The organism is Paludisphaera rhizosphaerae, assembly GCF_011065895.1.
Lineage (GTDB): Bacteria > Planctomycetota > Planctomycetia > Isosphaerales > Isosphaeraceae > Paludisphaera > Paludisphaera rhizosphaerae.
On the sequence record NZ_JAALCR010000016.1, the window covers coordinates 153,892 to 175,734 of the forward strand.

General features: G+C 65.4%; 17 protein-coding genes and 1 pseudogene. 8 read left to right on the plus strand and 10 right to left on the minus strand.

Annotated features, from left to right (window positions below):
- Positions 1-112 precede the first annotated feature (112 nt).
- On the plus strand, positions 113-2,194 hold the full coding sequence (gene fusA / locus G5C50_RS20775) for an elongation factor G (protein WP_165072522.1): 2,082 nt from the start codon (positions 113-115) through the stop codon (positions 2,192-2,194).
- Between the two features lie 54 nt (positions 2,195-2,248).
- On the opposite strand, the gene G5C50_RS20780 is transcribed toward fusA, so the two are convergent.
- From G5C50_RS20780 to G5C50_RS20790, 3 genes are read right to left on the minus strand one after another with little or no spacing between them, the layout of a single operon-like run.
- Complete coding sequence (locus G5C50_RS20780; RefSeq protein WP_165072523.1) at positions 2,249-2,950, minus strand: hypothetical protein; 702 nt, start codon at positions 2,948-2,950, stop codon at positions 2,249-2,251.
- Between the two features lies 1 nt (position 2,951).
- On the minus strand, positions 2,952-3,419 hold the full coding sequence (locus tag G5C50_RS20785) for a hypothetical protein (RefSeq protein WP_165072525.1): 468 nt from the start codon (positions 3,417-3,419) through the stop codon (positions 2,952-2,954).
- Positions 3,420-3,465: 46 nt separating this feature from the next.
- On the minus strand, positions 3,466-4,707 hold the full coding sequence (locus G5C50_RS20790; protein ID WP_165072527.1) for a DNA polymerase Y family protein: 1,242 nt from the start codon (positions 4,705-4,707) through the stop codon (positions 3,466-3,468).
- A gap of 451 nt (positions 4,708-5,158) precedes the next feature.
- On the opposite strand from G5C50_RS20790, the gene G5C50_RS20795 reads away from it, so the two are divergent.
- From G5C50_RS20795 to G5C50_RS20805, 3 genes are all read left to right on the plus strand, one after another.
- A complete protein-coding gene (locus tag G5C50_RS20795; protein WP_165072529.1) occupies positions 5,159-6,532 on the plus strand; it encodes an alpha-L-fucosidase in 1,374 nt (457 codons plus the stop codon).
- Positions 6,533-6,572: 40 nt separating this feature from the next.
- The gene (locus tag G5C50_RS20800) at positions 6,573-7,283 is read left to right on the plus strand and encodes a thioredoxin domain-containing protein (RefSeq protein ID WP_165072531.1); all 711 of its coding nucleotides are present in this window, start codon (positions 6,573-6,575) and stop codon (positions 7,281-7,283) included.
- Positions 7,284-7,446: 163 nt separating this feature from the next.
- A complete protein-coding gene (locus tag G5C50_RS20805) occupies positions 7,447-8,772 on the plus strand; it encodes a 6-phosphofructokinase (protein ID WP_165072533.1) in 1,326 nt (441 codons plus the stop codon).
- Positions 8,773-9,009: 237 nt separating this feature from the next.
- Here G5C50_RS20805 and G5C50_RS20810 read toward each other — a convergent pair whose 3' ends face one another.
- Both G5C50_RS20810 and G5C50_RS20815 read right to left on the minus strand, forming a co-directional pair.
- The gene (locus tag G5C50_RS20810) at positions 9,010-10,314 is read right to left on the minus strand and encodes an ABC transporter permease (RefSeq protein WP_165072535.1); all 1,305 of its coding nucleotides are present in this window, start codon (positions 10,312-10,314) and stop codon (positions 9,010-9,012) included.
- A complete protein-coding gene (locus G5C50_RS20815; protein ID WP_165072537.1) occupies positions 10,304-11,233 on the minus strand; it encodes an ABC transporter ATP-binding protein in 930 nt (309 codons plus the stop codon). Before G5C50_RS20815 ends, G5C50_RS20810 begins: the two co-directional genes overlap by 11 nt.
- Before the next feature lie 205 nt (positions 11,234-11,438).
- Here G5C50_RS20815 and G5C50_RS20820 point away from each other — a divergent pair, with 205 nt between their 5' ends.
- From G5C50_RS20820 to G5C50_RS20830, 3 genes are all read left to right on the plus strand, one after another.
- Positions 11,439-12,359: a PEP-CTERM sorting domain-containing protein gene (locus G5C50_RS20820; RefSeq protein ID WP_165072539.1), complete on the plus strand. Its 921-nt coding sequence runs from the start codon at positions 11,439-11,441 to the stop codon at positions 12,357-12,359.
- A 159-nt stretch (positions 12,360-12,518) separates the two neighbouring features.
- The gene (gene tkt / locus G5C50_RS20825) at positions 12,519-14,615 is read left to right on the plus strand and encodes a transketolase (RefSeq protein WP_165072541.1); all 2,097 of its coding nucleotides are present in this window, start codon (positions 12,519-12,521) and stop codon (positions 14,613-14,615) included.
- Between the two features lie 30 nt (positions 14,616-14,645).
- The gene (locus G5C50_RS20830; protein WP_165072543.1) at positions 14,646-15,599 is read left to right on the plus strand and encodes a histone deacetylase family protein; all 954 of its coding nucleotides are present in this window, start codon (positions 14,646-14,648) and stop codon (positions 15,597-15,599) included.
- Here the strand turns inward: G5C50_RS20830 and G5C50_RS20835 are convergent.
- Both G5C50_RS20835 and G5C50_RS20840 read right to left on the minus strand, forming a co-directional pair.
- Complete coding sequence (locus G5C50_RS20835) at positions 15,574-16,812, minus strand: serpin family protein (protein ID WP_165072545.1); 1,239 nt, start codon at positions 16,810-16,812, stop codon at positions 15,574-15,576. The two genes, G5C50_RS20830 and G5C50_RS20835, sit on opposite strands and share 26 nt — an antisense overlap.
- A 116-nt stretch (positions 16,813-16,928) precedes the next feature.
- A complete protein-coding gene (locus tag G5C50_RS20840; protein ID WP_165072546.1) occupies positions 16,929-17,822 on the minus strand; it encodes an NYN domain-containing protein in 894 nt (297 codons plus the stop codon).
- A 580-nt stretch (positions 17,823-18,402) separates the two neighbouring features.
- Here G5C50_RS20840 and G5C50_RS20845 point away from each other — a divergent pair.
- On the plus strand, positions 18,403-20,352 hold the full coding sequence (locus tag G5C50_RS20845; RefSeq protein ID WP_165072548.1) for a hypothetical protein: 1,950 nt from the start codon (positions 18,403-18,405) through the stop codon (positions 20,350-20,352).
- A gap of 73 nt (positions 20,353-20,425) precedes the next feature.
- Here G5C50_RS20845 and G5C50_RS20850 read toward each other — a convergent pair whose 3' ends face one another.
- From G5C50_RS20850 to G5C50_RS33290, 3 genes and pseudogenes are all read right to left on the minus strand, one after another.
- Entirely contained in the window at positions 20,426-21,286 is an 861-nt protein-coding gene (locus tag G5C50_RS20850) for a hypothetical protein (RefSeq protein ID WP_165072550.1), read from the minus strand.
- Between the two features lie 12 nt (positions 21,287-21,298).
- Positions 21,299-21,526, minus strand: coding sequence for a hypothetical protein (locus G5C50_RS20855; protein ID WP_165072552.1), 228 nt, complete (start codon positions 21,524-21,526; stop codon positions 21,299-21,301).
- Between the two features lie 218 nt (positions 21,527-21,744).
- A pseudogene (locus G5C50_RS33290) lies at positions 21,745-21,813 on the minus strand (30S ribosomal protein THX); the annotation flags it as partial.
- Between the last annotated feature and the right edge of the window lie 30 nt (positions 21,814-21,843).

Sequence of the window (21,843 nt, forward strand, 5' to 3'; positions counted from 1 at the left end):
GGTACGCGACGGCCCCCGTCGCCTCGTCGTGAGGCATCGGGACCACGGCCGCACGTCCTCGCTCGCGCGGACCTTCGCCGCATCCCACGACCTCTCTCATGAGGACACTTCGATGACTACGACCTATCATATCGCTGATATCAGGAACGTCGCCCTCGCTGGACATGGGGCGTCGGGGAAGACCAGCCTCGCCGACGCCCTCCTGTTCGCCGCGGGCGCGGTCGCCCGCAAGGGTTCCGTGGACGACGGGACCAGCACGCTGGATTCCGACGACGAGGAGAAGAAGCGCCACTTCACCATCGACTGCCACCTCGGCCATCTCGCCTGGGACGGCCGGCAGATCCATCTGATCGACTCGCCCGGCTACCCGGACTTCATCGGCAACGCCCTCAGCGCCCTGGCCGCCGTCGAGAACGTGGTGCTCGCGGTCTCCGGCCCCGCCGGCATCGAGGTCAACACCCGCCGGCTGTTCAACGAAGCCCGCAAGATGGGCCTGGGCCGGTTCATCGCCGTCACCAAGATGGACGCCGAGAACGTCGACTATCGCGCCGACCTTGAGGCGATCCGCGAGACCTTCGGCCCGTCGTGCGTTCCGTTCAACGTCCCCATCGGCCAGGGAGCCACGTTCTCCAGCGTCGTCGACGTCCTCCAGTCTCACAACGAAGACCCCGCCGAGTGTCCGCTGCCGCCGACTGAAGCCTACCAGATGCTCGTCGAGCAGATCGTCGAGAGCGACGAAGCCCTCATGAACCGCTATCTGGAAGGGGATTCGATCGGCGTCGAGGAGCTGCGCAAGGCGGCTCACGATGCGATCGCGGCCGGCAAGCTCGTTCCGGTCCTCTGCGTTTGCACCAAGAAGGACCTCGGCGTCAAGGAACTGCTGGATCTGATCGCCGTCTGCGGCCTGAGCCCTGAGGACGTTCACCGCTACGGCGTCCGAGGCGAGGACGGCGAGGCTGGCGAGGAGGAAGAGATCCACCCGGTTGAGGACGGCACGCTCGTCGCCCAGGTCTTCAAGACGGCCAACGATCAGTTCATGGGCAAGCTGAGCTTCCTCCGGCTCCTTTCCGGTCGGATCACACCCGACACGACGCTGGTCAACCTTCGCAGCGGCAAGAGCACCAAGGCGGGCCACGTCTACGTCCTTCAGGGGAAGACGCAGGAGGAAGTTTCCGAGGCCATCGCCGGCGACATCGTGGCGATCGCCAAGTTCGACGACCTGCATGTGTCGGACACTGTCAGCAACGTCGGCGGCAATACGACCGTCGCCCGGTTGCAGGCCGCGCCGATCCACTTCCCGTCGCCCATGGTCCCGCGCGCCGTCGTGCCGAAGGCTCGCGAGGACGAGGCCAAGATCTCTGCCGGCCTGGCCAAGATCGCCGATGAGGATCCGACCTTCACCATCCGCCGCGACGCCCAGACGCACGAGCTGGTTATCTCCGGGATGAGCGACCTGCATCTGGACGTGATCCAGCAGCGGCTCAAGAACCGCTACAAGCTGGAGATGTCGACTCACGTGCCGCACGTCCCCTATCTGGAGACGATCTCGGCACCGGCCGAGGCCGACCACCGACACAAGAAGCAGACCGGCGGTCGCGGCCAGTTCGCCGAGGTTCACCTCCGCGTCAAGCCCGTCGAACGGGGCCAGGGATTCACCTTCACGGATGCGGTGAAGGGGGGCGTGATTCCCAACCAGTACATCCCGGCCGTTGAGAAGGGCGTGCGGGAGCGGCTGGAGAAGGGGATCCTCTCGGGCAACCACGTCGTCGACGTGGAGGTCGAGGTCTACTTCGGTAAGGACCACCCAGTCGACAGCTCGGAGCAGGCGTTCAAGACGGCCGCCGACCACGCCTTCCGCAAGGCGTTCGAGAAGGCCCATCCGGTGTTGCTCGAGCCGATCGTCTCGGTGGAAGTCACCGCGCCGGCGAGCTACTTCGGCGACCTCTCGGCCGATATGTCCACCCGCCGCGGCCACATCACCGGCATGGATTCCCTGCCGGGGAACATCCAATCGGTCCAGGCCGTCGTCCCGCTGGCCGAGATGCTCTCGTACGCATCAACGCTCAAAAGCATGACCTCCGGCCAGGGCTCGTTCACCATGGAGATGCAGGGCTACGAACCCGTCCCGCCCAACGTCCAGCAGCAGATCGTCGACCGCTACCAGAAGTCGCGAACGGGCGTCGAGGAGGAGTGACGCCCACCCCTGGCTGATCCTCGTGATGAGCGGCCTGGATCTGCTCCAGGCCGCTCACTCCGCGTCATACCCCTTCGGTGCAATGCGGATGTCGAGGCCGATGCGGGTGGTCCAGATTTCCCATTTGTCGCGGTCCCAGCCGACGATGATCCCCGAGCCTTCGAGACGGTCGAACATCTGCTCGACGTAGGCGGGGACGCGGTCCTCGTATTCGGAGGTGAGGTCGAGTTTGCGGCTGATCAGGTTGAAGAGCCCTCGGATCGACGCGGGGCCTTTCTCGCGGATTCGCTCGCGGCCCTCGGGCGAGACCGGGTCGGGGCCTTCGAGTGTCAGGCTCATGGAGCGGAGTAAGCGGCCGAACTGGCTGAACCAGGAGTCGCCGAAGCCGAAGTAGTCGCGGTGGACGATGTGGACCTCGCCGCGACGGACGATGGCCGCCTGGTAGACGGCCTCCAGATAGTTCTCGCCGTAGTCGGTCTGGAAGGCGATGTTCACCGCCTTGGCCAGGTGCTGAAGCGCCTCCGGCACGCCGACCTTGCGCGGGTCGACGTCGAGGCTCAGGTCGCGCAGTTCGCCCGCCTTGCGGGCCGTGACGGTCCCCCCCGCGCCGGGCGTCGTCGAGATCGCCACGCCTACCGGTGGGTTCGACGCCGGACGCGCTTTCGATTCGCCCTGGTCCATCTCCGACTTCGCCATGACCCGGCCCCCCGAGTTGTCCGCACGTCCCGCCGCGGGAGGGCGGGCCGTCGTCATCATACTAGATGTCTTCGTCGATCAGCAGCGGCATGCGTGGGGAGCGGGTCATGACCTGGTAGTAGTGGGTCGACGGCACGCAGATCATGTAGGCGACGGCGACGCCCCGCTCGTCGGGGACGAGGATGCCGCGGATCCCCTGGCGGACCCGGAACCAGACGCCGCGGTCGTAGCCGAGCATGGCGGGGATGTCGACCGGGACGGCGCCGATCTCGCGCCAGTAGCCCAGCTCAAGGCTCTCCTTCCAGGTCCAGCCGGTGGCAGGGAGGAACCGGCTTTGCAGGCATCCGTTGCCCCAACGCACGATCTGCAGTCGGCCGTCGCGCCAGATCGGCAGCCGAGGGCGACGGTCGCGATAGAGAAAGCGGATCTCGCGCTCGCCCCCACGTTCGTGGGCGCGGCGTTCCAGCCCATAACGCCCGATCAGCTCCGTGGGCAGCTCGCTCCATGCCAGAGAGATTCCGACGCACACGATTGGAAGGCCGCAGTGAATCCCGGGTAAGGTGAGAGGGGGCGGGTCAGAAACAGATCTTCCCGCGGACGTCGCAGATGTCGTACTCGTTGGCCGTGTCGCGATAGATCGCCGGCAGGTAGAGCGTGGCGGCGCTTCGGAGCGCGAACCGGCCGATCTTCCCGTTGATCCGCTCCTTGAGGCGGTCGACGTCCTCGCCGCGAATCCGGTTCGGGAGCGGGTCGAAGAACGCCAAAGCCGTCTGACCGCGGGGCGCCAGGTCCTCGGCGATCAGGTGCATGTGCGTCGCCGACTGGCCCTTGCTCCAGGCCTGCCGCAAGCACGGGCGGGCGACGTCGATGAGAACGTCGAAACGGTCGCCGGGGACCGCCAGCGTGCGCTGGCCGAGGCCCGTGTGGCCGCTCTTGTAGGCGAGGATGACTTTGAGGCGGCCGGCCGCCACGCCGTGATATCGCAGCTCCTCGATCAACCGTTCCAGGTTGCGCACGAGCCAGGCGTAGAGGGCCATCGGGTCGTCCGTGGCCCCTCCCAGGCTGCCGCCGCGCGAGAGCGTCTTGTGCGCCGGGCGGCGGGTGTGGATGGGCTGCACAGGGTCGCCGTTGATCTCCCACCAGAGGACTTCGCCCGAGGCCGTCAGCAGCCGTCGCACCAGCGTCCGGTCGGCGCGGGCCAGGTGGAGGCACGTCGTGATCCCCCAGGACGACAGCGTCGCCGCCCGCCGGCCGGCGATCCCGGTGATCTCCGTCACCGGCAGCCCTGCCAGCAATTCCTCCTCCCGGTTCGGCTCCAGCACGGCACGGGCGCCGTGCGGCTTGGAGGCGTCCGAGATCAACTTCGCCAGCGTCCGCGTCCGGGCGATCCCCACCGTCACGGGGACGCCCACGCATTCCTCGATCCGATCGCGGATCGTTCGCGCCAGCCCATCGAACGTCTCCCCCCGGCGCAGTTCGGCCCTGAAGAAGAACTCGTCGATCGAGTAATACTCGACCTGCCGCGAGGCGTTCTGCACCACCTCGAGCATCATTCGGCTGAGGACCTCGTACCAGCGGAAGTCGCGCTTGATGTAGATCCCGTCCGGGCACTTCACCAGGGCGTCCCAGATCGGCTCCCCCGTCTTCACCCCATGAGCCTTCATCTCATAGCTCTTGGCGATGACGCACGCCCCCTGATTCCCCAGGACGCCCACCGGCTTGCCCCGCAAAAACTCGTCCCGCACCCGCTCCGCGGACACGTAAAAACAGTCCGCGTCGAGATGACCGATCGCCGTCGCTGGCCCGTTCGCATTCATGTACGAAAACATAGATTGCACGTCTGATCAGGTCAAGCCGGAAAGGGCGGCTGTCGTCGAAAACCTGGGCGACGCAACGGGGAATCCAGAAATGAACGCGCTCCGACGGTCGGACGCAGGCCCGACACTTTCGAGGCGGCGGGGAATTGCGGCGATCCGTCGTCGAGAACGGACTTCCCCCCTTGCGGGGGAAGACAGACCGCGCAGCGGTCAGATGAGGGGGATGACCGGCATGGGACGCGCGGTCGATGTTCGATCCATCGCAACACCGATCCCCCCTCATCCGGCCTTCGGCCACCTTCCCCCGCGAGGGGGGAAGGCCGTCATGATCGCTTCCAAGGGTCGGCGGGGGCGGGATCCGCCCCCCGGACGTGGGTATCATGGCGCACGTCGGGCCTTCGCCGCCGCGACCATTCCGCGCGGGGCGGGTCCGCCGTTCGGAGGAATCGTAATGTCGGATCGACTTCGATCGTGGGGGGGCTTGCTCGGGGCGTTGGCGATCGTGGCGGGGGTCTTCGGATCGGCGCCGGCGCGAGGCCAGGAGGCTCAGGAGAGCCCGAACGCCGCCGCGAAGCGGTGGTTCGAGGACGCCAAGTTCGGGATGTTCGTCCACTGGGGCGTCTACTCGCTGCTGGGCAAGGGCGAGTGGGTCATGAACAACGACAAGATCCCGATCGCCGAGTACCGCAAGCTCCCTCCCCAGTTCAACCCGGTCAAGTTCGACGCCGACGAGTGGGTGAAACTCGCGAAAGCCGCCGGCATGCGCTACATCACCGTCACGACGAAGCACCATGACGGCTTCTGCATGTACGACAGCAAGCTGACCGACTACGACGTCATCGACGCCACCCCCTACGCCAAGGACCCCATGAAGGCCCTGGCCGAGGCCTGCCGCAAGAACCGCGTCAAGCTGTTCTTCTATTACTCGCTCCTCGACTGGCATCATCCCGACTACTTCCCGCTGGGCAAAACCGGTCATCACACGGGCCGCGAGAAGAAGGGGGACTGGGCGAAGTACGTCGCCTATTACCAGGGGCAGGTCCGCGAGCTTTGCACCAACTACGGTGAGATCGGCGGCCTCTGGTTCGACGGCTGGTGGGACGCCCCCGACGCCGCCTGGGACCTGGAAGGGACCTACAAGATCATCCACGACCTCCAACCCGGCGCTTTGGTGGGCAACAACCACCATGTAACTCCGTTCCCGGGCGAGGACTTCCAGATGTTCGAGCAGGACCTTCCCGGCGAGAACTCGGCCGGCTTCAACAAGGCCGAGGCGACCACCGCGCTGCCGCTGGAGACCTGTCTCACGATGAACAAGTCGTGGGGCTACAACGCCAAGGACGACCACTACAAGTCGCCCGAGCAGGTCGTGCACGCCCTCGCCGGCGCTGCGGGGAGGGGCGCGAACCTGCTGCTGAACGTCGGGCCGAAGCCAGACGGCACGATCGGCGTGGAGTTCGCCGAGCGGCTGCTGACCGTAGGGCGTTGGCTGGAATCCAACGGCAAGGCGATCTACGAGACCCGCCGGGGACCAATCCCGCCCCAGGCGTGGGGCGTCACCACGGAGCGCCGTCCGACCTTAAACCAGGCGCCAACCATCTATCTGCACGTCCTCAAGCCCGACGTGAAGGAGATTCTGCTCCCCGAATCCCTGATCACGGCCGTCGCCCAGCCGCTCGGGAAGCCGACTCCCCTGGAGAACGCGCCTGCGCCGGGCGGGGTGAAGATTACGATCCCCGACGACGTCCGCGACCCGTATGATACGATCATCATGGTGACGCTCCCCGTCCCCACGCCCGTCCCAAGGTCCGCCAAACTCAGATGATGAGTCTCGGCCGTCCTCGACCCCAGGCAGGAGTCTGACCATGACGGCTGAACTCGACTGGCCGGACGAGGACGAAGTTGGGGACGAAAGCAGCGACGTCGTCGCCCCATCGCGCGACCGCGTCAGCCTGGTTCTGACGGCGTTGACCATCGCCCTGGTCGCGGGGGCGGCCTGGCTCCGGTTCGGCCCAGGGTTCTTTCCCAGGCCGATCCGGGTGGGCGAGCCGATGCCGCCCACCCGGCTGAACCGCCTGAACGACGCGGACTCTCGGCTGTTGCTGGGGGTGGAGGGCCGGGTCCTCTGGCTGGTCTTCGTCTCGACCGAAGGCGATGGGCCAGTCCCCGTGCTGCCGGAGTTGGAGACGGCCTGGAAACGGCTTCGATCCAATCGCCGATTCGGCATGGCGGTCGCGGCCGTTGACTCGTCCGGGCCGGACCGGGCGCGACAGGCGCTGGCGACGTACAAGGGGGAACTGCCGCTGTACGTGGCCGGCCGGGACGCGCCGCGATCCTTCGGGGTCGATCCGGGAGGCGGTCCCTGGCACTTCCTGATCGACCCTCACGGCCGGGTGGCCGCCGTCGCGCGGGGCTCAGGGGCGGAAACGATCAACCGGCTGTCGAAAATGGCCTCGAGTTGGCTCGATGCGATGGCGCCTGCGGCGGACCTCCGATTTCAATTGGTTCGGATGGGGGCGGACGTCGGCGCGGCGGCGAAGGGATGGAATATTGTCGCCAGAGCCCCTCGCGGGTAACGTAAAGAGTCGCAAAGACCTCACCGCCGGCCCCGGCGAACGCGCCGGGGGCCCAGCCGCCCTGCGCGGGCGGCCCGTGCGACGGGGATGAGGCCGGCCCCCCAGGCCAGCCCCTCCGAACGCCCACCTTTTTGAAGAACCAGAGAATCTGGACGGAGTCCTTATGTCCGCCTCCCCGAGTCCCGCGCCGTCCGTCACGCCCCAGCCGACGGGACGCAAGATCAAGCGCGTGGCGATCCTCTTCGCCGGCGGCCCGGCCCCGGCCGCCAACGCGGTCATCTCGACCTGCGCCGCCTCGTTCCTGCAGCACGGCGTCGAGGTCCTCGGCGTCATGAACGGCTATTCGCATCTGGTCGAATTCGCCCCGAACAACCCGATGCAGGAAGGGCGCGACTACGTCCTGCTGACGGGCAAGAAGCTCCGCCGCACCCGCAACACCCGCGGCATCATGCTGGGCACGGCCCGCACCAACCCGGGCAAAGACATCTCCAGCCCCGACCACCTGACCGACGCCAAGCGGACCGCCCCGATGCGGACCGTCTTCGAGGCTCTTTCCTCGCTGGGCGTGGACGCGCTGGTTTCCATCGGCGGCGACGACACGCTCAAGACGGCCAACAAGTTCCGGCTCTTCCAGCAGACGCTGCCGGCCGACGCCAAGAAGATCTCGGTCGTCCACGTCCCCAAGACGATCGACAACGACTACCGCGGCATCGACTTCACCTTCGGCTACTTCACGGCCGTTGAGACTCTGGCCGAAGAGATCCGCAACCTCCTGGCCGACGGCGAGGCCACTCGTGGCTACTTCATCGCCGAGTGCATGGGCCGTTCCGCCGGCTGGCTCGCCTACGGCGCGGCCATCGCCAGCGAGGCCAGCCTCGTGATGAGCGTCGAGGACATGGTCGGCGACCTCATGACCGAGGAGACCGTCACCGATCCCAAGACGGGCGTCTCGACCAAGCGCAAGATCGTGAACATGGACGCCTTCGTCGACAAGATCGTCGACCTGATGCTCTCCCGCGAGAAGCTGGGCAAGGAGTACGGCGTCGTCGTCCTGGCCGAGGGCCTGGCCTCGTTCCTCCCCAGCGCCAACCTCGAGGGTGCCAAGTTCGACGAGCACGGCCACCTCTCGCTGGGCGGCACGAACATGTCCCGGCTGGTCAACAAGCTGGTCGAGGCTCGTTATGAGAAGCGGACCGGCAAGAAGCGGCGGATCACCCCCGTCCAGCTCGGTTACGAGTCGCGCTGCGCCCTGCCGCACGCGTTCGACGTCATGCTCGGCAGCCAGCTCGGCGTCGGTGCCGTCCGGGCCCTGGTTGAGAAGCAGTATGACGGCGTGATGATCTCCACCGCCGGTCAGCTCGACCTCAACTACGTCCCGTTCGAGACGCTCATCGACCCCAAGACCCTCGTCACGGTCGTCCGCTTCATCGAAACGGACAGCGACTTCCAGAAGCTCGTCCGGCTGCTGGAAGCCTCGCAGAACTATTGAGCCTCGACGCGACGAGTTCGAACAAACAACCGGCCGCCGAGCATCGCGCTCGAGCGGCCGGTTTCGCTTTCGAACGACGACCGTCTGCATTACCCTGATTCGTAGGGGCACCCCTTGTGGGTGCCCGATCGCTGCGGACATCCGATGGCGGTTGGGCGCCCACAAGGGACGCCCCTACGAGTTTCCTATTCGCTTTCGCTGAATGCGATCCGAACGAGAACCGCGCTGAAACTCGCCTCAGCCCTTCATGGCCCACTTGGCCAACTCGGCGATCGTCGGGGTCTTTCCCTGCATGAGGAGGCCGGTGCGGAAGATTCGCCCGCCGACCCAGACGCAGAAGACGGCCGTGGCCGTTGTGAGGACGACGGAGAGGATCACCTGCCAGGCCGGCGGTGCGGGCTGCATGGCCATCCGCATGAGCATCAGGAAAGGGCTCGCGGTCGGGAACAGCGACATCCCCACGGAGAGCGGGCTGGCCGGGTTCCGGAGCACGGCCGTCCAGACGAACATCGGCAGCATCGACAGGATCATCACCGGCCACATCAACGACTGGGCGTCCTTCAGGTCGTTGCACGCTGCGCCGATGGCCATATAGAGCGAGCCGAAGACCAGGACCGCCAGGAACAGGAAGAAGACCAGGGCGAGCAGCAGGCCGGGCGAAATCACGTCGGCGTACCCATGGTAGGCCGCGACGGCGTAGCCCGCGCCCAGGTAGAGGATCGCCAGCAGCATCGCCACGCCGACGTTGCCGATCAGCTTCCCCATCATCAGGTTGAACGGCGAGACCGATCCGAGCAGCACCTCGCTGATCTTGCTCATCTTCTCTTCGATGACGCTGTTGAGAAGCTGCGGGCCGTTGGTCATCACGATCATGAAAACGAGGAACAGCAGCACCGCCGGCACCACGGACGTCCGGATCGGATCGACGCGCTTCGCACCCCCGGGGTCGCTGCGTTCGGCGAGCTGGAGGTTCTCCGTCTGCACGGGCCTGCCGAGCTTCTCGGCGACGGCCTGGTCGATGTTCGCCGCCTTGAAGCGGCGGGCGCGAAGCTCGCCGTTGACGACGCTGGTGATCCAGCCGCGGAGCATGTCGTCGTTCGGGTTGTTGGAGTGGTACTGGATCGTCGGCGAGGCGTCCGGACCGTCGCCGACGGGACCGATCACGACGTAGGCGTCCAACTCGCCGCATCGGATGAGGTCGGAGAGATCCAGCTCACGCTCGGCCGGAGTCCGGTCCTTCCCGTAGGGCTCCTTTTCCATCACGAACGCCGGCCTCGTGGGCTTGCCGCCTGGCGACGCAACCGTCGCGTTATAGGCCTCAGCCGCCGTGGCGATGACCGACTTGAACGAGCCTGAGTCATCGACGACCACGAACCGCCTCGGCTTCACGTCCACCTGCTTGCCGGCCAGCACCTGAAGCCCAATCGACGCGCCCATGATGATCGGCAGCGCCAGCAGGCTGATGATGAACGACTTGGTTCGGACCGAGGAGGAGAACTCGTTGGAGGCGACGACCCCGATCTTGCGAAGGTCAAGCGACATGGGCCGGCTCCTCCTGTGCAGGAATCTCTGACGGCGATGCAATTCGGACGAAGATGTCGTTGAGCGACGGCCGGGTGATCTCGAACCGAGTGATCCGCGTTCGGTCGATCAGGGCTCGAAGGAGATCCTGCGGGTCGCCCGCGTATCGGACCTCCTGGAAATTCCCCCGATCGGCGACGTCGCGGACGCCGGGGATGCCGGCGAAGGCGTCGGAGCCGGCGTCGGTCGCGACGCGGATCGTGTCGGCGCCGTAGATCGACTGGATCTCGTCGAGCGTCCCGTCGAGCACCTTGCGGCCCTTGTAGATCATGAAGATCCGGTCGCAGAGCCGTTCGGCGACGGACATGTCATGGGTGGAGAAGACGACGGTCGTCCCCTCCTTGCGAAGCTTGAGGACGGCCTCCGTGAGCACGTGGGCGTTCACCGGGTCGAGTCCCGAGAAGGGCTCGTCGAGGATGAGCAACTCGGGACGGTTGAGCACCGCCGAGATAAACTGGACCTTCTGCGCCATCCCCTTGGAAAGAGCGTCGATCCGCTTGTCGATCCACTCGGAAAGCCGCATCGCCTCCATCCAGCGGTCGATGTCGCGGTCGAGGTCGGGCTGCCGAGCCCCCTTGAGCGCCCCGAAGTAACGCAGCAGCCGGCGGACGGTCATCCGCTTGTAAAGCCCGCGTTCCTCCGGGAGGTAGCTGACCCGGTCATGCGCCGCGCGGGTGTCGCGGTCGCCGAGGACCTCGATCTCCCCTTCGTCGGGAAGGATGATCCGCATGATCATGCGCAGGGTCGTCGTCTTGCCTGAGCCGTTGGGTCCGATGAAGCCGTACAGAGAGCCCTCCGGCACGGTCAAGTCCAGGCGCTGAACCGCCTCGACTTCCCCGAACCGTTTGATGGCTCCTCGTATCGCGATCGCGTCACTCATGTGGAATCCGATCGTCGTTCGTCAACGCGGCCGAGGATTCGTCCCGGACTGTCGTCGTTGACGTTGTCGAGGGGATTCGTCCGGCGGGAACAGATATTGATCCTGCCCATCCGGACGATCTTGACGACCCTGTTCGTCTCTTATAGAAGTAGGTTTTGAGGCTTGGACCAAGGATGAATCCATCAAGCAACCAGGGAAGGTTTGCATGCCTGGCCAAATCGGCGGAACCTGTCGGGCCGTTCTCGCGATCACGGCGACAGTCGTCATGCTCTCGTTGACGGGTGGAGAGTCGGCGGCGACTCCCATCACGCCGTACTATCAGGTCTCGGCAGCGACCGAGTACGCGTTCTGGACCTTCAACGGTCAACAGTGGGCGACGGGCTTTTTTCTCAACATGCCGCAGGGTTTTCCCTCGCAGGCCGGAGACTACGAGTTCCACTGGAAGTGGGATGGCGACATCAACCACACGCAGGTCGACACCTACCATCTTGAAGTGTCGAAGGCGGGGGGAGGCCCGAATTCCACCTATCGAATCGACCCATTGCCGGGTGATCTCCATAATCCCGCCATGACGCTCAACACCCTCGGGCACGTCGTCGGGGGGTCGACATCCGCGAACAGACTGAACTGGGAGGATCCTCAAGGGTTCAACGGCGAGCACGCTTACTACTTCTCACCCGAGACCGGCACGATCGCTCTGAACACACTGAACGGAACGCTCGGCCTGCCGACCTGGGTCAATAACCATGACCAGATCGTCGGCGTTTCCTATACACCGGACGGCTCGCTCCACGCTTTTATCACCCGCCCCGGCGCGCCGGGGCTGGATCTGAACAACCTGATCACTCCTGGGAGCGGATACACGATCATCGCCGCGGACACAATCGAGGACTCAGGACGAATCCTGGCGATGGGACAGGACTCCCTGGGCCGCGACCACATGCTCTGGCTGACGCCGATCTCGGGACTCGACCCAACCTTTCCGGGCGGAGGGGAGACCTATCCCGATCCGTCTCCCACCCTGCCGCCCGACTCGACCCCCGTCCCCGAGCCGACCACGCTGATGACGCTCGTACTCGGAGGTCTCGGCCTGATCGCGCGTGCTCGACGTCGTGGCCGCGGTTGACGTCGCCGTGAAGATCAGGCGACGGGAGGGGGCTGCAGGCCGAAGCTGCATTGTGTCCGCCGCGACGGAGCCTTACGCTAGGGTGCTACGTAGCATCCGAACCGTGAAAAGCTCCGCCGCATTGCAGACGCGGAGCAGCCTGGAGGAGTTCCCCGAGGCATGGCTTCCCCGCTCAACCTGAAGCAACCCGTCAGCTCGGTCGAAGATCCAATGGACAAGACGTGCATCGACACGATCCGCACGCTCGCCATGGACGCCGTCCAGAAAGCCAACTCGGGGCATCCCGGCACGCCCATGGCGCTCGCGCCGGTGGCCTATCAGCTCTGGCAGAAGCACCTGCGCTACGACCCGTCCGACCCCGTCTGGCCGAACCGCGACCGCTTCGTCCTGTCGTGCGGCCACGCCTCGATGCTCCTCTATTCGCTGCTGCATCTGACCAAGGTGCAGGCCGTCGATGAGCGGTATGAGACGCTCGGCAAGCCGTCGGTGAGCCTGGAGGACATCAAGAACTTCCGCCAGCTTCACAGCCACACGCCCGGCCATCCCGAGTATCACCTGACCTCGGGAGTCGAGACGACCACCGGGCCGCTGGGGCAGGGGGTGGCCAACAGCGTCGGCATGGCGATCGCCGAAAGGTGGCTGGCAGCCCGCTACAACAAGCCGGGCTTCGAGGACGTCATCGACTTCAACGTCTACGCCATGTGCTCCGACGGCGACATGATGGAGGGGATCTCGCACGAGGCCGCCTCGATCGCCGGGCACCTCAAGCTCTCCAACCTCTGCTGGATCTACGACGACAACCGAATCACCATCGAAGGCAGCACCGAACTGACCTACGGCGACGACGTCGCCGAGCGGTTCATGGCCTACGGCTGGAACGTCACCCGAGTCGGCGACGCGAACGACCTTGAACTGCTCGAACGCGCCTATCAGGCCTTCCTCCACTGCGACGACCGGCCGACGCTCATCATCGTCGACAGCCACATCGCGTGGGGCGCTCCCAACAAGCAGGACACCAGCGGCGCCCACGGGGAACCGCTCGGCGAAGAGGAAATCCGTCTCACCAAGAAGTTCTACGGCTGGCCCGAGGACGCCAAATTCCTGGTGCCGGACGGCGTCTACGAGCACTTCCAGAAGGGCGTCGGAGCCCGCGGCCAGCAGCTTCGCGAAGCCTGGTTCGACAAGCTGGAATCCTACCGCTCCGCACACCCCGACCTGGCCGACGAACTCTACCGGATCCAGCATCGCGAACTCCCCGACGGCTGGGACGCCGACATTCCGACGTTCCCCGCCGACCCCAAGGGCGTGGCTTCGCGCGAGTCGTCGGGCAAGGTGCTCAACGCGGTCGCCAAGAACCTCCCCTGGCTGATCGGCGGCTCGGCCGACCTTGCACCGTCGACCAAGACGCTCATCAAGGACGCCCCCTCGTTCGACGCCGAGGATTACGCGGGCCGCAACTTCCACTTCGGCATCCGCGAGCACGCCATGGGGGCGATCCTCAACGGCATGTCCACGGTGAAGGTCCGCCCCTACGGCGCTGGCTTCCTGATCTTCAGCGACTACGGGCGGGCCCCGATCCGACTCGCCTCGATCATGGAGCTGCCCGTTATTTATGTGTTCACGCACGATTCGATCGGCGTGGGCGAGGACGGGCCGACGCACCAACCGATCGAGCAACTGCCGTCGCTGCGGGCGATTCCAGGGCTGATCGTGCTGCGGCCCTGCGACGCCAACGAGGTCGCCGAGACCTGGCGGACGATCATCCCGTTCCGCCACAGGCCCACCGCGCTGGTGATGACGCGACAGGCCATCCCGACGCTCGACCGCACGAAGTTCGCCCCCGCCTCGGGCCTGGCGAAAGGCGCCTACGTCCTGGCCGACGCTGAGGGGGGCAAGCCCGACGTGATCCTCATCGGCACCGGCAGCGAGGTCTCGCTCTGTATTGGGGCCTACGAAAAGCTCAAGGCCGAGGGGATCAAGGCCCGCGTCGTCAGCATGCCCTGCTGGGAGCTGTTCGACGAACAGGATCAGGCTTACCAGGATTCGGTCCTGCCGCCTGACGTCCTCGCCCGCGTCTCGGTCGAGCAGGCCTCCACCTTCGGCTGGGAGCGATACGTCGGCCGTCGCGGTGCGATGATCGGCATGAAGTCCTTCGGCGCCTCCGCGCCGCTGAAGGACCTGCTGACCGAGTTCGGCTTCACGGTCGACCGCGTGTACGACGCAGCCAAGCAGCAGCTGGCAGCCCACAAGGGCTGATTCGTCGAGCCTGGCGCGGCGGGAACGACGATGGACGTCTTCTATACGGACCAGTTCGTCCTCCCGCTGCCGCCGACTCACTCGTTCCCGTCCGCGAAATACGCGCTTCTCCGGGAGCGGTTGCTGGCCGAGGCGATCATCCGGCCGGACGAGCTGCACGTCCCCGAACGAGCCTCGTTCGAGGAGATCATCCGCGTCCATGACCCGGACTACTATGCGAGGGTCGTGGAAGGGCGGATGTCGGAACGAGAGGTCCGCGAGCTGGGCCTCCCCTGGTCGCCCGAGTTGGTCGAACGATCGCTGCGTTCGGTCGGTGCGACGCTCGCGGCAGCGCGTTCGGTGCTCTCGGTCTCGAATCCGAACCACGATGGACTCTGCGTCGCCTTCAACCTGGCGGGGGGGACGCACCACGCCTTCCGCGACCATGGAGCGGGCTACTGCGTGTTCAACGACGCCGCGGTCGCTATCAGGGCCATGCAGGCCGAGGGGCGATGTCGTAAGGCAGTCGTCATCGACTGCGACGTCCACCAAGGGGACGGCACGGCGGCGATCTTCGAAGGCGACCCTGACGTCTACACCTTCTCGATCCACGGCGCGAAGAACTATCCCCTGCGCAAGCAGCGCAGTCGGCTCGACGTGGAATTGCCCGACGGCGCCGGCGACGACGCGTACCTCGCCGCGCTGGAACCTGCGCTGGCGACGGCCATCGAGGACTCAGAGGCCGAACTCGCCGTTTATCTGGCCGGCTCCGATCCCTACGAGGGAGACCGACTCGGCCGGATGAAGCTGACCAAAAGCGGGCTCGCCGCTCGCGATCAGATGGTCTTCGAAGCCTGTCGCGACGCCGGCCTCCCCGTCGCCGTGGCGATGGCCGGCGGCTACGCTCGCGACGTTAGAGACACCGCGGTGATTCAGGCGGAGACGGTCCGAATCGCCGCGTCCCTTTCGCGACGGAAGCTCAGGGCCGGCTCAGGCGGCCCATGAAGAGGATCGCGCCCGATTGGGTGTCGCGGATGAGGTAGAGGAAGGGGTGGTCTGCGCGGAAGATCACATCCTTCTGAGGAAGCATCGCTGAGGATCGGACGCCCACCACGGCCGTCGCGGCGGCGGCCTCGGTCCCCTTCTCCTCGACCTCGATGAAGGCCTTATGAACGACGGCCGCGATCGCAGTGTCGCGCTTGCCGGTGATCCCCGAGAAGTCGGCCTTCGCCGGATCGAAGGCGTCGGGCATGCCGAGCGAAGACAGCGTGTTCTTGAGGTCGAACTCCGCCGTCGACTGGAACTTCGGCAGGCTGAGCTTGACCCTGGTCGGCCGCATGTTCGTCGACCACGCCTGGAGATCGCTCGCGTTCAGCGACGCCTCGACGTCGGCCAGTCCGTCCTCCTTCCTCGGGAGCACGACGACCATCACCAGCGAGCCGTCCTTGTAGGGAAGCGTCACAGCCTTCAGGGCGTCGTTCTCGAAGTAGGGCAGACGGCTCGCGGTCTGATTCATCAGCTTGATCGGAACGAGACCGCCGTCAGTCCTGAACTGGTCGTCGGTGGTGGCCTTCGCGTCGAAGGGGAACGTCCAGAAGCCTTTGAAGTAGATCGCGCTGGTGAGGACGAACGTCGTGCCGGGGCGGACGTTGTCCGGCTTGAGCAGGTCGCGAATCCGGTCGCGGGTCTGGTCGGCAACCCAACGATTGATGGTTTCCCGGGCGGCGTCGGCCGAGTGGGCGAAGTCGACACGGTGAGGCGCTGCGTGGTAGGAGCGTTCCAGACGGGCGATGAATTCCGGCAGAATCTCGGTCGACTCGTCGAACCATCCAGCATTGGCGGACCAGAGCCCGGGCGACTTCTCAACATCTGCGTTCGCCGCCGGCCTGATCGCTCCTTTGACCTCCGCAAGGAGGTTGCCAAGCCCGTCGTGCGCGGCGTCGCCCAGGCGCTCAAGGTGAAGCGTCCTCGCGATCTGATCGGCGGTCTCGCCCTTGGCGCCCGCGGCGGTCATCGACACGGCGGTCGCCACGTTGAGCGGCGAACAGAAGACGTTTCCGGGCTTCGCCGCGAGCGCCTTGTAGAGATCGACAGTGAACTGCCCAACGCCGGAAACGACCCTCGGATCGGCAGCCTTAGGTGTCTCGTCGGCCGCCATGACGGCGGCGCCCATGGCAAGAACGCCGCCGGCGGCGAGCTTCGCGATCGACTGGATCATGTCATGTCCCCCGGCAAAGATCCTACGCCTTGAATCGTCGCAGCGTCCCCTCGGGAAGACTACGATCGAGGCCCAAGGTTTTCCAAGGGAGCCGATGAAATTCAGGGCCTGGCCTGTCAGCGATGCGATCCCTGGCGGCGGGGGCCGCGATGGCCGCCGCCCTGGTTCTGGCCTGACTTTTCCGGCGGTCCAGCCGGACGGGCTGCGTCCTTGGCTCCCTCGCCGCTGACGCGAGTCACCATGTAGGTGCCGCTCTTGGGATTGCGTTCGATGTCGACCAACTCGACGTTGTCCGCGTCCTCGAGGAGGTGGGTGAAGCTGCGGTAGCCGAAGTAGCTCTCGTCGAACGAGGGCATCTTTCGTTTCATCGTGTCCTTGATCATCGAGGCGTAGAGCACCTCGTGATTCTCGCGCCGGAGGGCGGCGCAGGCCTCGACGAGCAGGCTGAAGACCTCGCGCTGCTTCTCGGTCAGGTTGGCCGGCAGGTACGAGTTGAGGTCGATGGCGAGCTGCTGCTCGTTCTGCTCCTGGCGTTCCAGGTCCTCGTAATAGATGAACTCGTCGCAGTTGTCGCGGAGCAGTTCCGAGGTCGAGCCCTTCATCCCCAGTCCGATGACGTGCTTGCCGTTCTCCTTCAGTTTGGAGACCAGCGGGGAGAAGTCGGAATCGCCGGAGACAATGACGAAGGTGTCGACGTGGGGCTTGCTCCAGGCCAGATCCATCGCGTCGACGACCAGCCGGATGTCGGCCGAGTTCTTGCCCGTCTGAGAGCGTTTGGGGATCTCGATCAGCTCGATCGCCGACTCGTGGAACGGAGCCGTGTAGTTCGGGTATCGGCTCCAGTCGGCGTAAGCCTTCTTGACGATCAGCTTGCCCTTCTCCACCAACCGTTCGAGCACCTTCTGAACGTCGAATTTGATCTTGCGCTGACTCTGAAAGCCCATCGCCAGGTTTTCAAGGTCGATGAAGACGGCCAGGTTGCGCTCTCGCTCGTGTTCTATCTTGGGCATCGTGATGACTGCGCTCGCGAGCTGCCGCGGTTGGATGGGGGCCGTAGTTCAGGGCGGTTTTTCTGGGCGAGACGGCCCTGATCCCGCACCCTCCGGCCGGATCGGCTCATGTTACGCCAATCCTGGACAGGCCTCAACCCGCCCCCGGAATTCCCTTCTCGAGTCGCACCGAGGCTGAGAACACCTCGGATCTCGGTTTAAGGGAGACCTAGGCTTTTTTATATGGCGGTTTCAGGCGCCGAGAACCTGATTTCAAGGCTTGAACCGGAATGGGTTCTGCATGATGGGACGAAGAAGGGAAGTGGGTCGCAAGGGCCGTCTGGCGGAGCTGGTGAGGAATAGTGTGATTATAACGGTGAAGACTGGGCAGTTTGGGAAATCTGTATACTGCGGTTGTCCGAGTGATGGAAACGGTCGAGAGGCATGGCTAGATTGATTGGGATTGGAAGGTTCGGATGCTTTGAACGGTTGGGGTGATGAGTCGATCTTCGCCTTCTTCCCGTCTGCCGCGAGGTCTTCGAGGGGATCGGCGTCGATGCTCGTGGATGACGGCACTTTGTTTGGCAACAGGGGGACGACCATGAGAAGAGATGGCGTGCTGCGTCGCGGGATCGCGGCGGGGTTGATCTCGGGGCTGTCGCTGGTCACCACGGTGTCGGCGGATGACAAGCCCGCAGCGTCGGCTCAGGCGGTGGCGGGTGGTGCGGCCGCACCGGCGACCACGACCGTCATGGTGCCGCAACGGCAGTTGACGTATGAGACGGTCTACGACATCCGCTGCGTCTGCGTGCCCGTGACGGTCGACAAGACCTGCTATCGGACGGAGTGTCGCACGGAAACCGTTCCGGTCACTCGGACTGTCTTCGAGACCGTCCCGACGACGGTGAACGAAACTCGGTATCGAACCGAGACCAAGTCCCAGACGGTGCCCGTCACGAAGACGATTTACGAGTCGGTCCCCGTCACGGTGAATCAGACCCAGTACCGCACCGAGTACAAGACCCAGACGGTGCCCGTCACCCGGACGATCGTCGAGAGCGTCCCGGTGACGGTGAATCAGACTCAGTACCGCACCGAGTACAAGACTCAGACGGTGCCGATCAGCCGGACGATCGTCGAATCCGTGCCGGTCACGGTCGACGAAACCCGCTACCGGACCGAGATGCGGACGCAGATGGTCCCCGTCAAGAAGGTCGTCCCTGAGACCGTCAATGTGGAGCAGACCTACACGGTCAGCATCCCCAAGCAGGAAACGGTCAATCAGACGGTCACGAAGACCATCATGAAGCCCGTGACCACGATTCAGAAGCAGTACAACACCATCACCGTCATGAAGCCGGTGACCAAGACGACGTATCAGCCCCAGACCAAGACCGTGATGACCTCCCAGGTCCAGACGAGCTACGTCGACCAGACCTACACCGAGAGCACTCCGGTGACCACCTGCAAGCAGGTCGTCGAGCAGCAGGGGTGCTATGAGACGCGGATCGTGCCGACTGTCACGCCGGCCCCCGCGCCGATGGTCGACCCGTGCGCTCCCGCGATCGGGACGCCGGCCGGCGGCTGCGGCCACAAGTGCGGGCATCGAATGAGCCTCGGCGGCTGCGGCCACTGCGGCGGCGTCAGCAGCGCCAGCCTCTTCAGCGGCGTGGTCGGCTCGCCTTGCGGAGCGCCCTGCTCCCAGGTGACCTATTCGACCGAGCAGGTCTACGTCACGCGGCCTGTCGTCCGGCTCGTCCCTGAGACGACCATCGTCACTCAGACGAAGACCCGCAAGGTCCCCGTCCAGAACGTCATTCAGGTCCCGACGACCACCACGGAGTACGTGCCGCAGACCGTGACTGAAAACGTCGCGACGCAGGAGATCCAGACCGTCGACGTCCCCGTGACGACGATGCAGCCCACGTACGAGAGCGAGACTGTTCCCGTAACCCGCACCGTCTACGTCGCCGAGCAGCGCAAGCAGACGGTCCCGACCACGCAGTGGAAGCAGGTGACCGAGGACGTTCCCCAGCAGTACGCGGTCAAGGTCCCCTTTACCGTCCAGGTGACCCAGTATCAGCAGCAGACGAGGGTCGTCACTGAGAACGTCACCCAGCAGGTGGCCGAGCGAATTCCCTTCACGGTCCCCGTCACGACGTATCAGCAGCAGACCAAGCAGGTGACCGAGAACGTCACTCAGCAGGTTGCGACCCAGGTTCCGTTCACCGTCCCGGTGACGACCTACCAGCAGCAGCCGAAGACCGTCACCGAGAACGTCACCCAGACCTACACGGTCCAGGTTCCGTACACGGTTCCGGTCACGAAGTATGAGATCAAGTCCAAGCAGGTGACCGAGAACGTCACCCACCAGTATTCGGTGCAGGTGCCCTACACCGTTAAGGTCACGACCTACGAGACGAAGCAGGAGCGGGTGCCTCGTCAGGTTCCCGTCTGCCGCGAGGTTCTCGTGCCGGTGACCGTTCCTTGCCCGGCCCCGGCCACGACGGTCCCCGCCGTCGCCCCGGCCGCCGCGTCGCCGCAGGGCTGAACGCCGAGGCGTTAGGTCATTCCGAACGGGCGTGGAGGGGCTTCCTCTCCACGCCCGTTCTTTTTCGAAGTGCTCAGTCGACCGACCACCGGCGCGGCGGGGTGACTTCAAAACGACCCTTGGGCGGGGCGAAGCGAACGCCCGTCTGCCAGAGCAGGTCAGGCTGGTGCTTGGCGAGGAGGTACTTCATGACCACCTCGTCCGAGGGGGGCATCCCCGGATCCTGGAACACGACGCAGAGCCTGCAGAGGGCGCGCTTGGTGGCGACGTCCCAGACCTCGATCAGGCCGTGGGTCCGTCGCGGGATGCGATAGTACTTATCGCCGTTGCGGACGGTCAGGCAGTCGAACTGGCAGAACTCATGGAATTCCTTCGGCTCCACGACATCCCGAACGAGTTCGGCGGCGACAAGCTCCGGAACTCCCACCTGATAGTCGGCGGCGTCGATCCGAACGGGCTCGTCGGAGGTAGGTTGAGGCTGGCTCTTCCCCTCGATGACCCGGAAGATTTCGCTTTCGACGAGCTTCGCATATCCCGCCCGCAGGCCCTGACTCGCGATCACGAGTTGCGTGAACGAGGCCGCGCGGGCGACGACTTCATGCGCGAAAGCCGTGACCTCGCGCTGGAGCTTCTCCATCCAGTAGCGGAGCATCGTCCGGCGATCGGATTCGGAATAGCGGAAGTGTCGAGGTCCGACGTCCGGGATCGTCAGGTCGATCTCGCCGCGCTTGGGGTCCAGCGTCTTGAGCACGCTGTCATACGAGGCTTCGCCGCGAACGAATCGAGCGGCGGCGTCGGCATGGTTGGTCGTCCGGACGCGGACGACCCGGTGGGTGGGCCTGGCGAGGAAGACGACCTCGCGTGAATAGGGGTCGCTCGCGCAATGCGCGTCCGCGACGTCGATCTCCCAGCGCAGATATCCGGTTCGGATCATCGCGACGCGTCCTCAGCCGCCCTGGACGGCGGGGACGATGAGGATCTCGGGCGCCGCCGCGTCGAACTGCTTGATGACTCGCGTCTGGCCGGGGCCGTCGAGGCGGAAAGCCATGCGGCCGGGGGTGACGTGTTCGGCGAACTGGGCGGCGGCCGTCTGAATGGTCTCAGGCCGTCGCTCGTCCCATTCGGCGAGAGTGAGGTCGCCGTGTCCGGTCTTGAGCAAACGCAATTTGGCCATGGCAGTGATCCTCGATCGATCGTCCGTCCGGGGCTCCTGCAGTCTTCCCAGACTCCAACACAATCCTAGTCCGCATTCAAGCCGAACCTGACCGGACGGCGAGGGGGGCGAGGATCACCGCCCCCCCTCGATGCGGCGGGTGTTCAGCCCTGCGCCGGAGCCGGAGCCGCCTCGGCCTTGGCGGCCGCCGCCTTGTCTTTCGTGAGCGTCTCCAGCTTGGGACGCTTCTTGCCGAACGTGCCCCGAGCCACCTTGCCGCGCCGGGTTCGCCTGTCGCCCTTACCCATGATTCGATCTTCCTCCGCCGCCCCGTGGGG

What these genes read in the sequence shown, in the direction of transcription:
- G5C50_RS20850 (WP_165072550.1), bottom strand. Translation starts at nt 21,286, where the DNA reads ATGATCCGAACCGGATATCTGCGCTGGGAGATCGACGTCGCGGACGCG.
- tkt (WP_165072541.1), top strand. Translation starts at nt 12,519, where the DNA reads ATGGCTTCCCCGCTCAACCTGAAGCAACCCGTCAGCTCGGTCGAAGAT.
- G5C50_RS20780 (WP_165072523.1), bottom strand. Translation starts at nt 2,950, where the DNA reads ATGATGACGACGGCCCGCCCTCCCGCGGCGGGACGTGCGGACAACTCG.
- fusA (WP_165072522.1), top strand. Translation starts at nt 113, where the DNA reads ATGACTACGACCTATCATATCGCTGATATCAGGAACGTCGCCCTCGCT.
- G5C50_RS20835 (WP_165072545.1), bottom strand. Translation starts at nt 16,812, where the DNA reads ATGATCCAGTCGATCGCGAAGCTCGCCGCCGGCGGCGTTCTTGCCATG.
- G5C50_RS20820 (WP_165072539.1), top strand. Translation starts at nt 11,439, where the DNA reads ATGCCTGGCCAAATCGGCGGAACCTGTCGGGCCGTTCTCGCGATCACG.
- G5C50_RS20840 (WP_165072546.1), bottom strand. Translation starts at nt 17,822, where the DNA reads ATGCCCAAGATAGAACACGAGCGAGAGCGCAACCTGGCCGTCTTCATC.
- G5C50_RS20790 (WP_165072527.1), bottom strand. Translation starts at nt 4,707, where the DNA reads ATGAATGCGAACGGGCCAGCGACGGCGATCGGTCATCTCGACGCGGAC.
- G5C50_RS20815 (WP_165072537.1), bottom strand. Translation starts at nt 11,233, where the DNA reads ATGAGTGACGCGATCGCGATACGAGGAGCCATCAAACGGTTCGGGGAA.
- G5C50_RS20845 (WP_165072548.1), top strand. Translation starts at nt 18,403, where the DNA reads ATGAGAAGAGATGGCGTGCTGCGTCGCGGGATCGCGGCGGGGTTGATC.
- G5C50_RS20855 (WP_165072552.1), bottom strand. Translation starts at nt 21,526, where the DNA reads ATGGCCAAATTGCGTTTGCTCAAGACCGGACACGGCGACCTCACTCTC.
- G5C50_RS20795 (WP_165072529.1), top strand. Translation starts at nt 5,159, where the DNA reads ATGTCGGATCGACTTCGATCGTGGGGGGGCTTGCTCGGGGCGTTGGCG.
- G5C50_RS20805 (WP_165072533.1), top strand. Translation starts at nt 7,447, where the DNA reads ATGTCCGCCTCCCCGAGTCCCGCGCCGTCCGTCACGCCCCAGCCGACG.
- G5C50_RS20810 (WP_165072535.1), bottom strand. Translation starts at nt 10,314, where the DNA reads ATGTCGCTTGACCTTCGCAAGATCGGGGTCGTCGCCTCCAACGAGTTC.
- G5C50_RS20830 (WP_165072543.1), top strand. Translation starts at nt 14,646, where the DNA reads ATGGACGTCTTCTATACGGACCAGTTCGTCCTCCCGCTGCCGCCGACT.
- G5C50_RS20800 (WP_165072531.1), top strand. Translation starts at nt 6,573, where the DNA reads ATGACGGCTGAACTCGACTGGCCGGACGAGGACGAAGTTGGGGACGAA.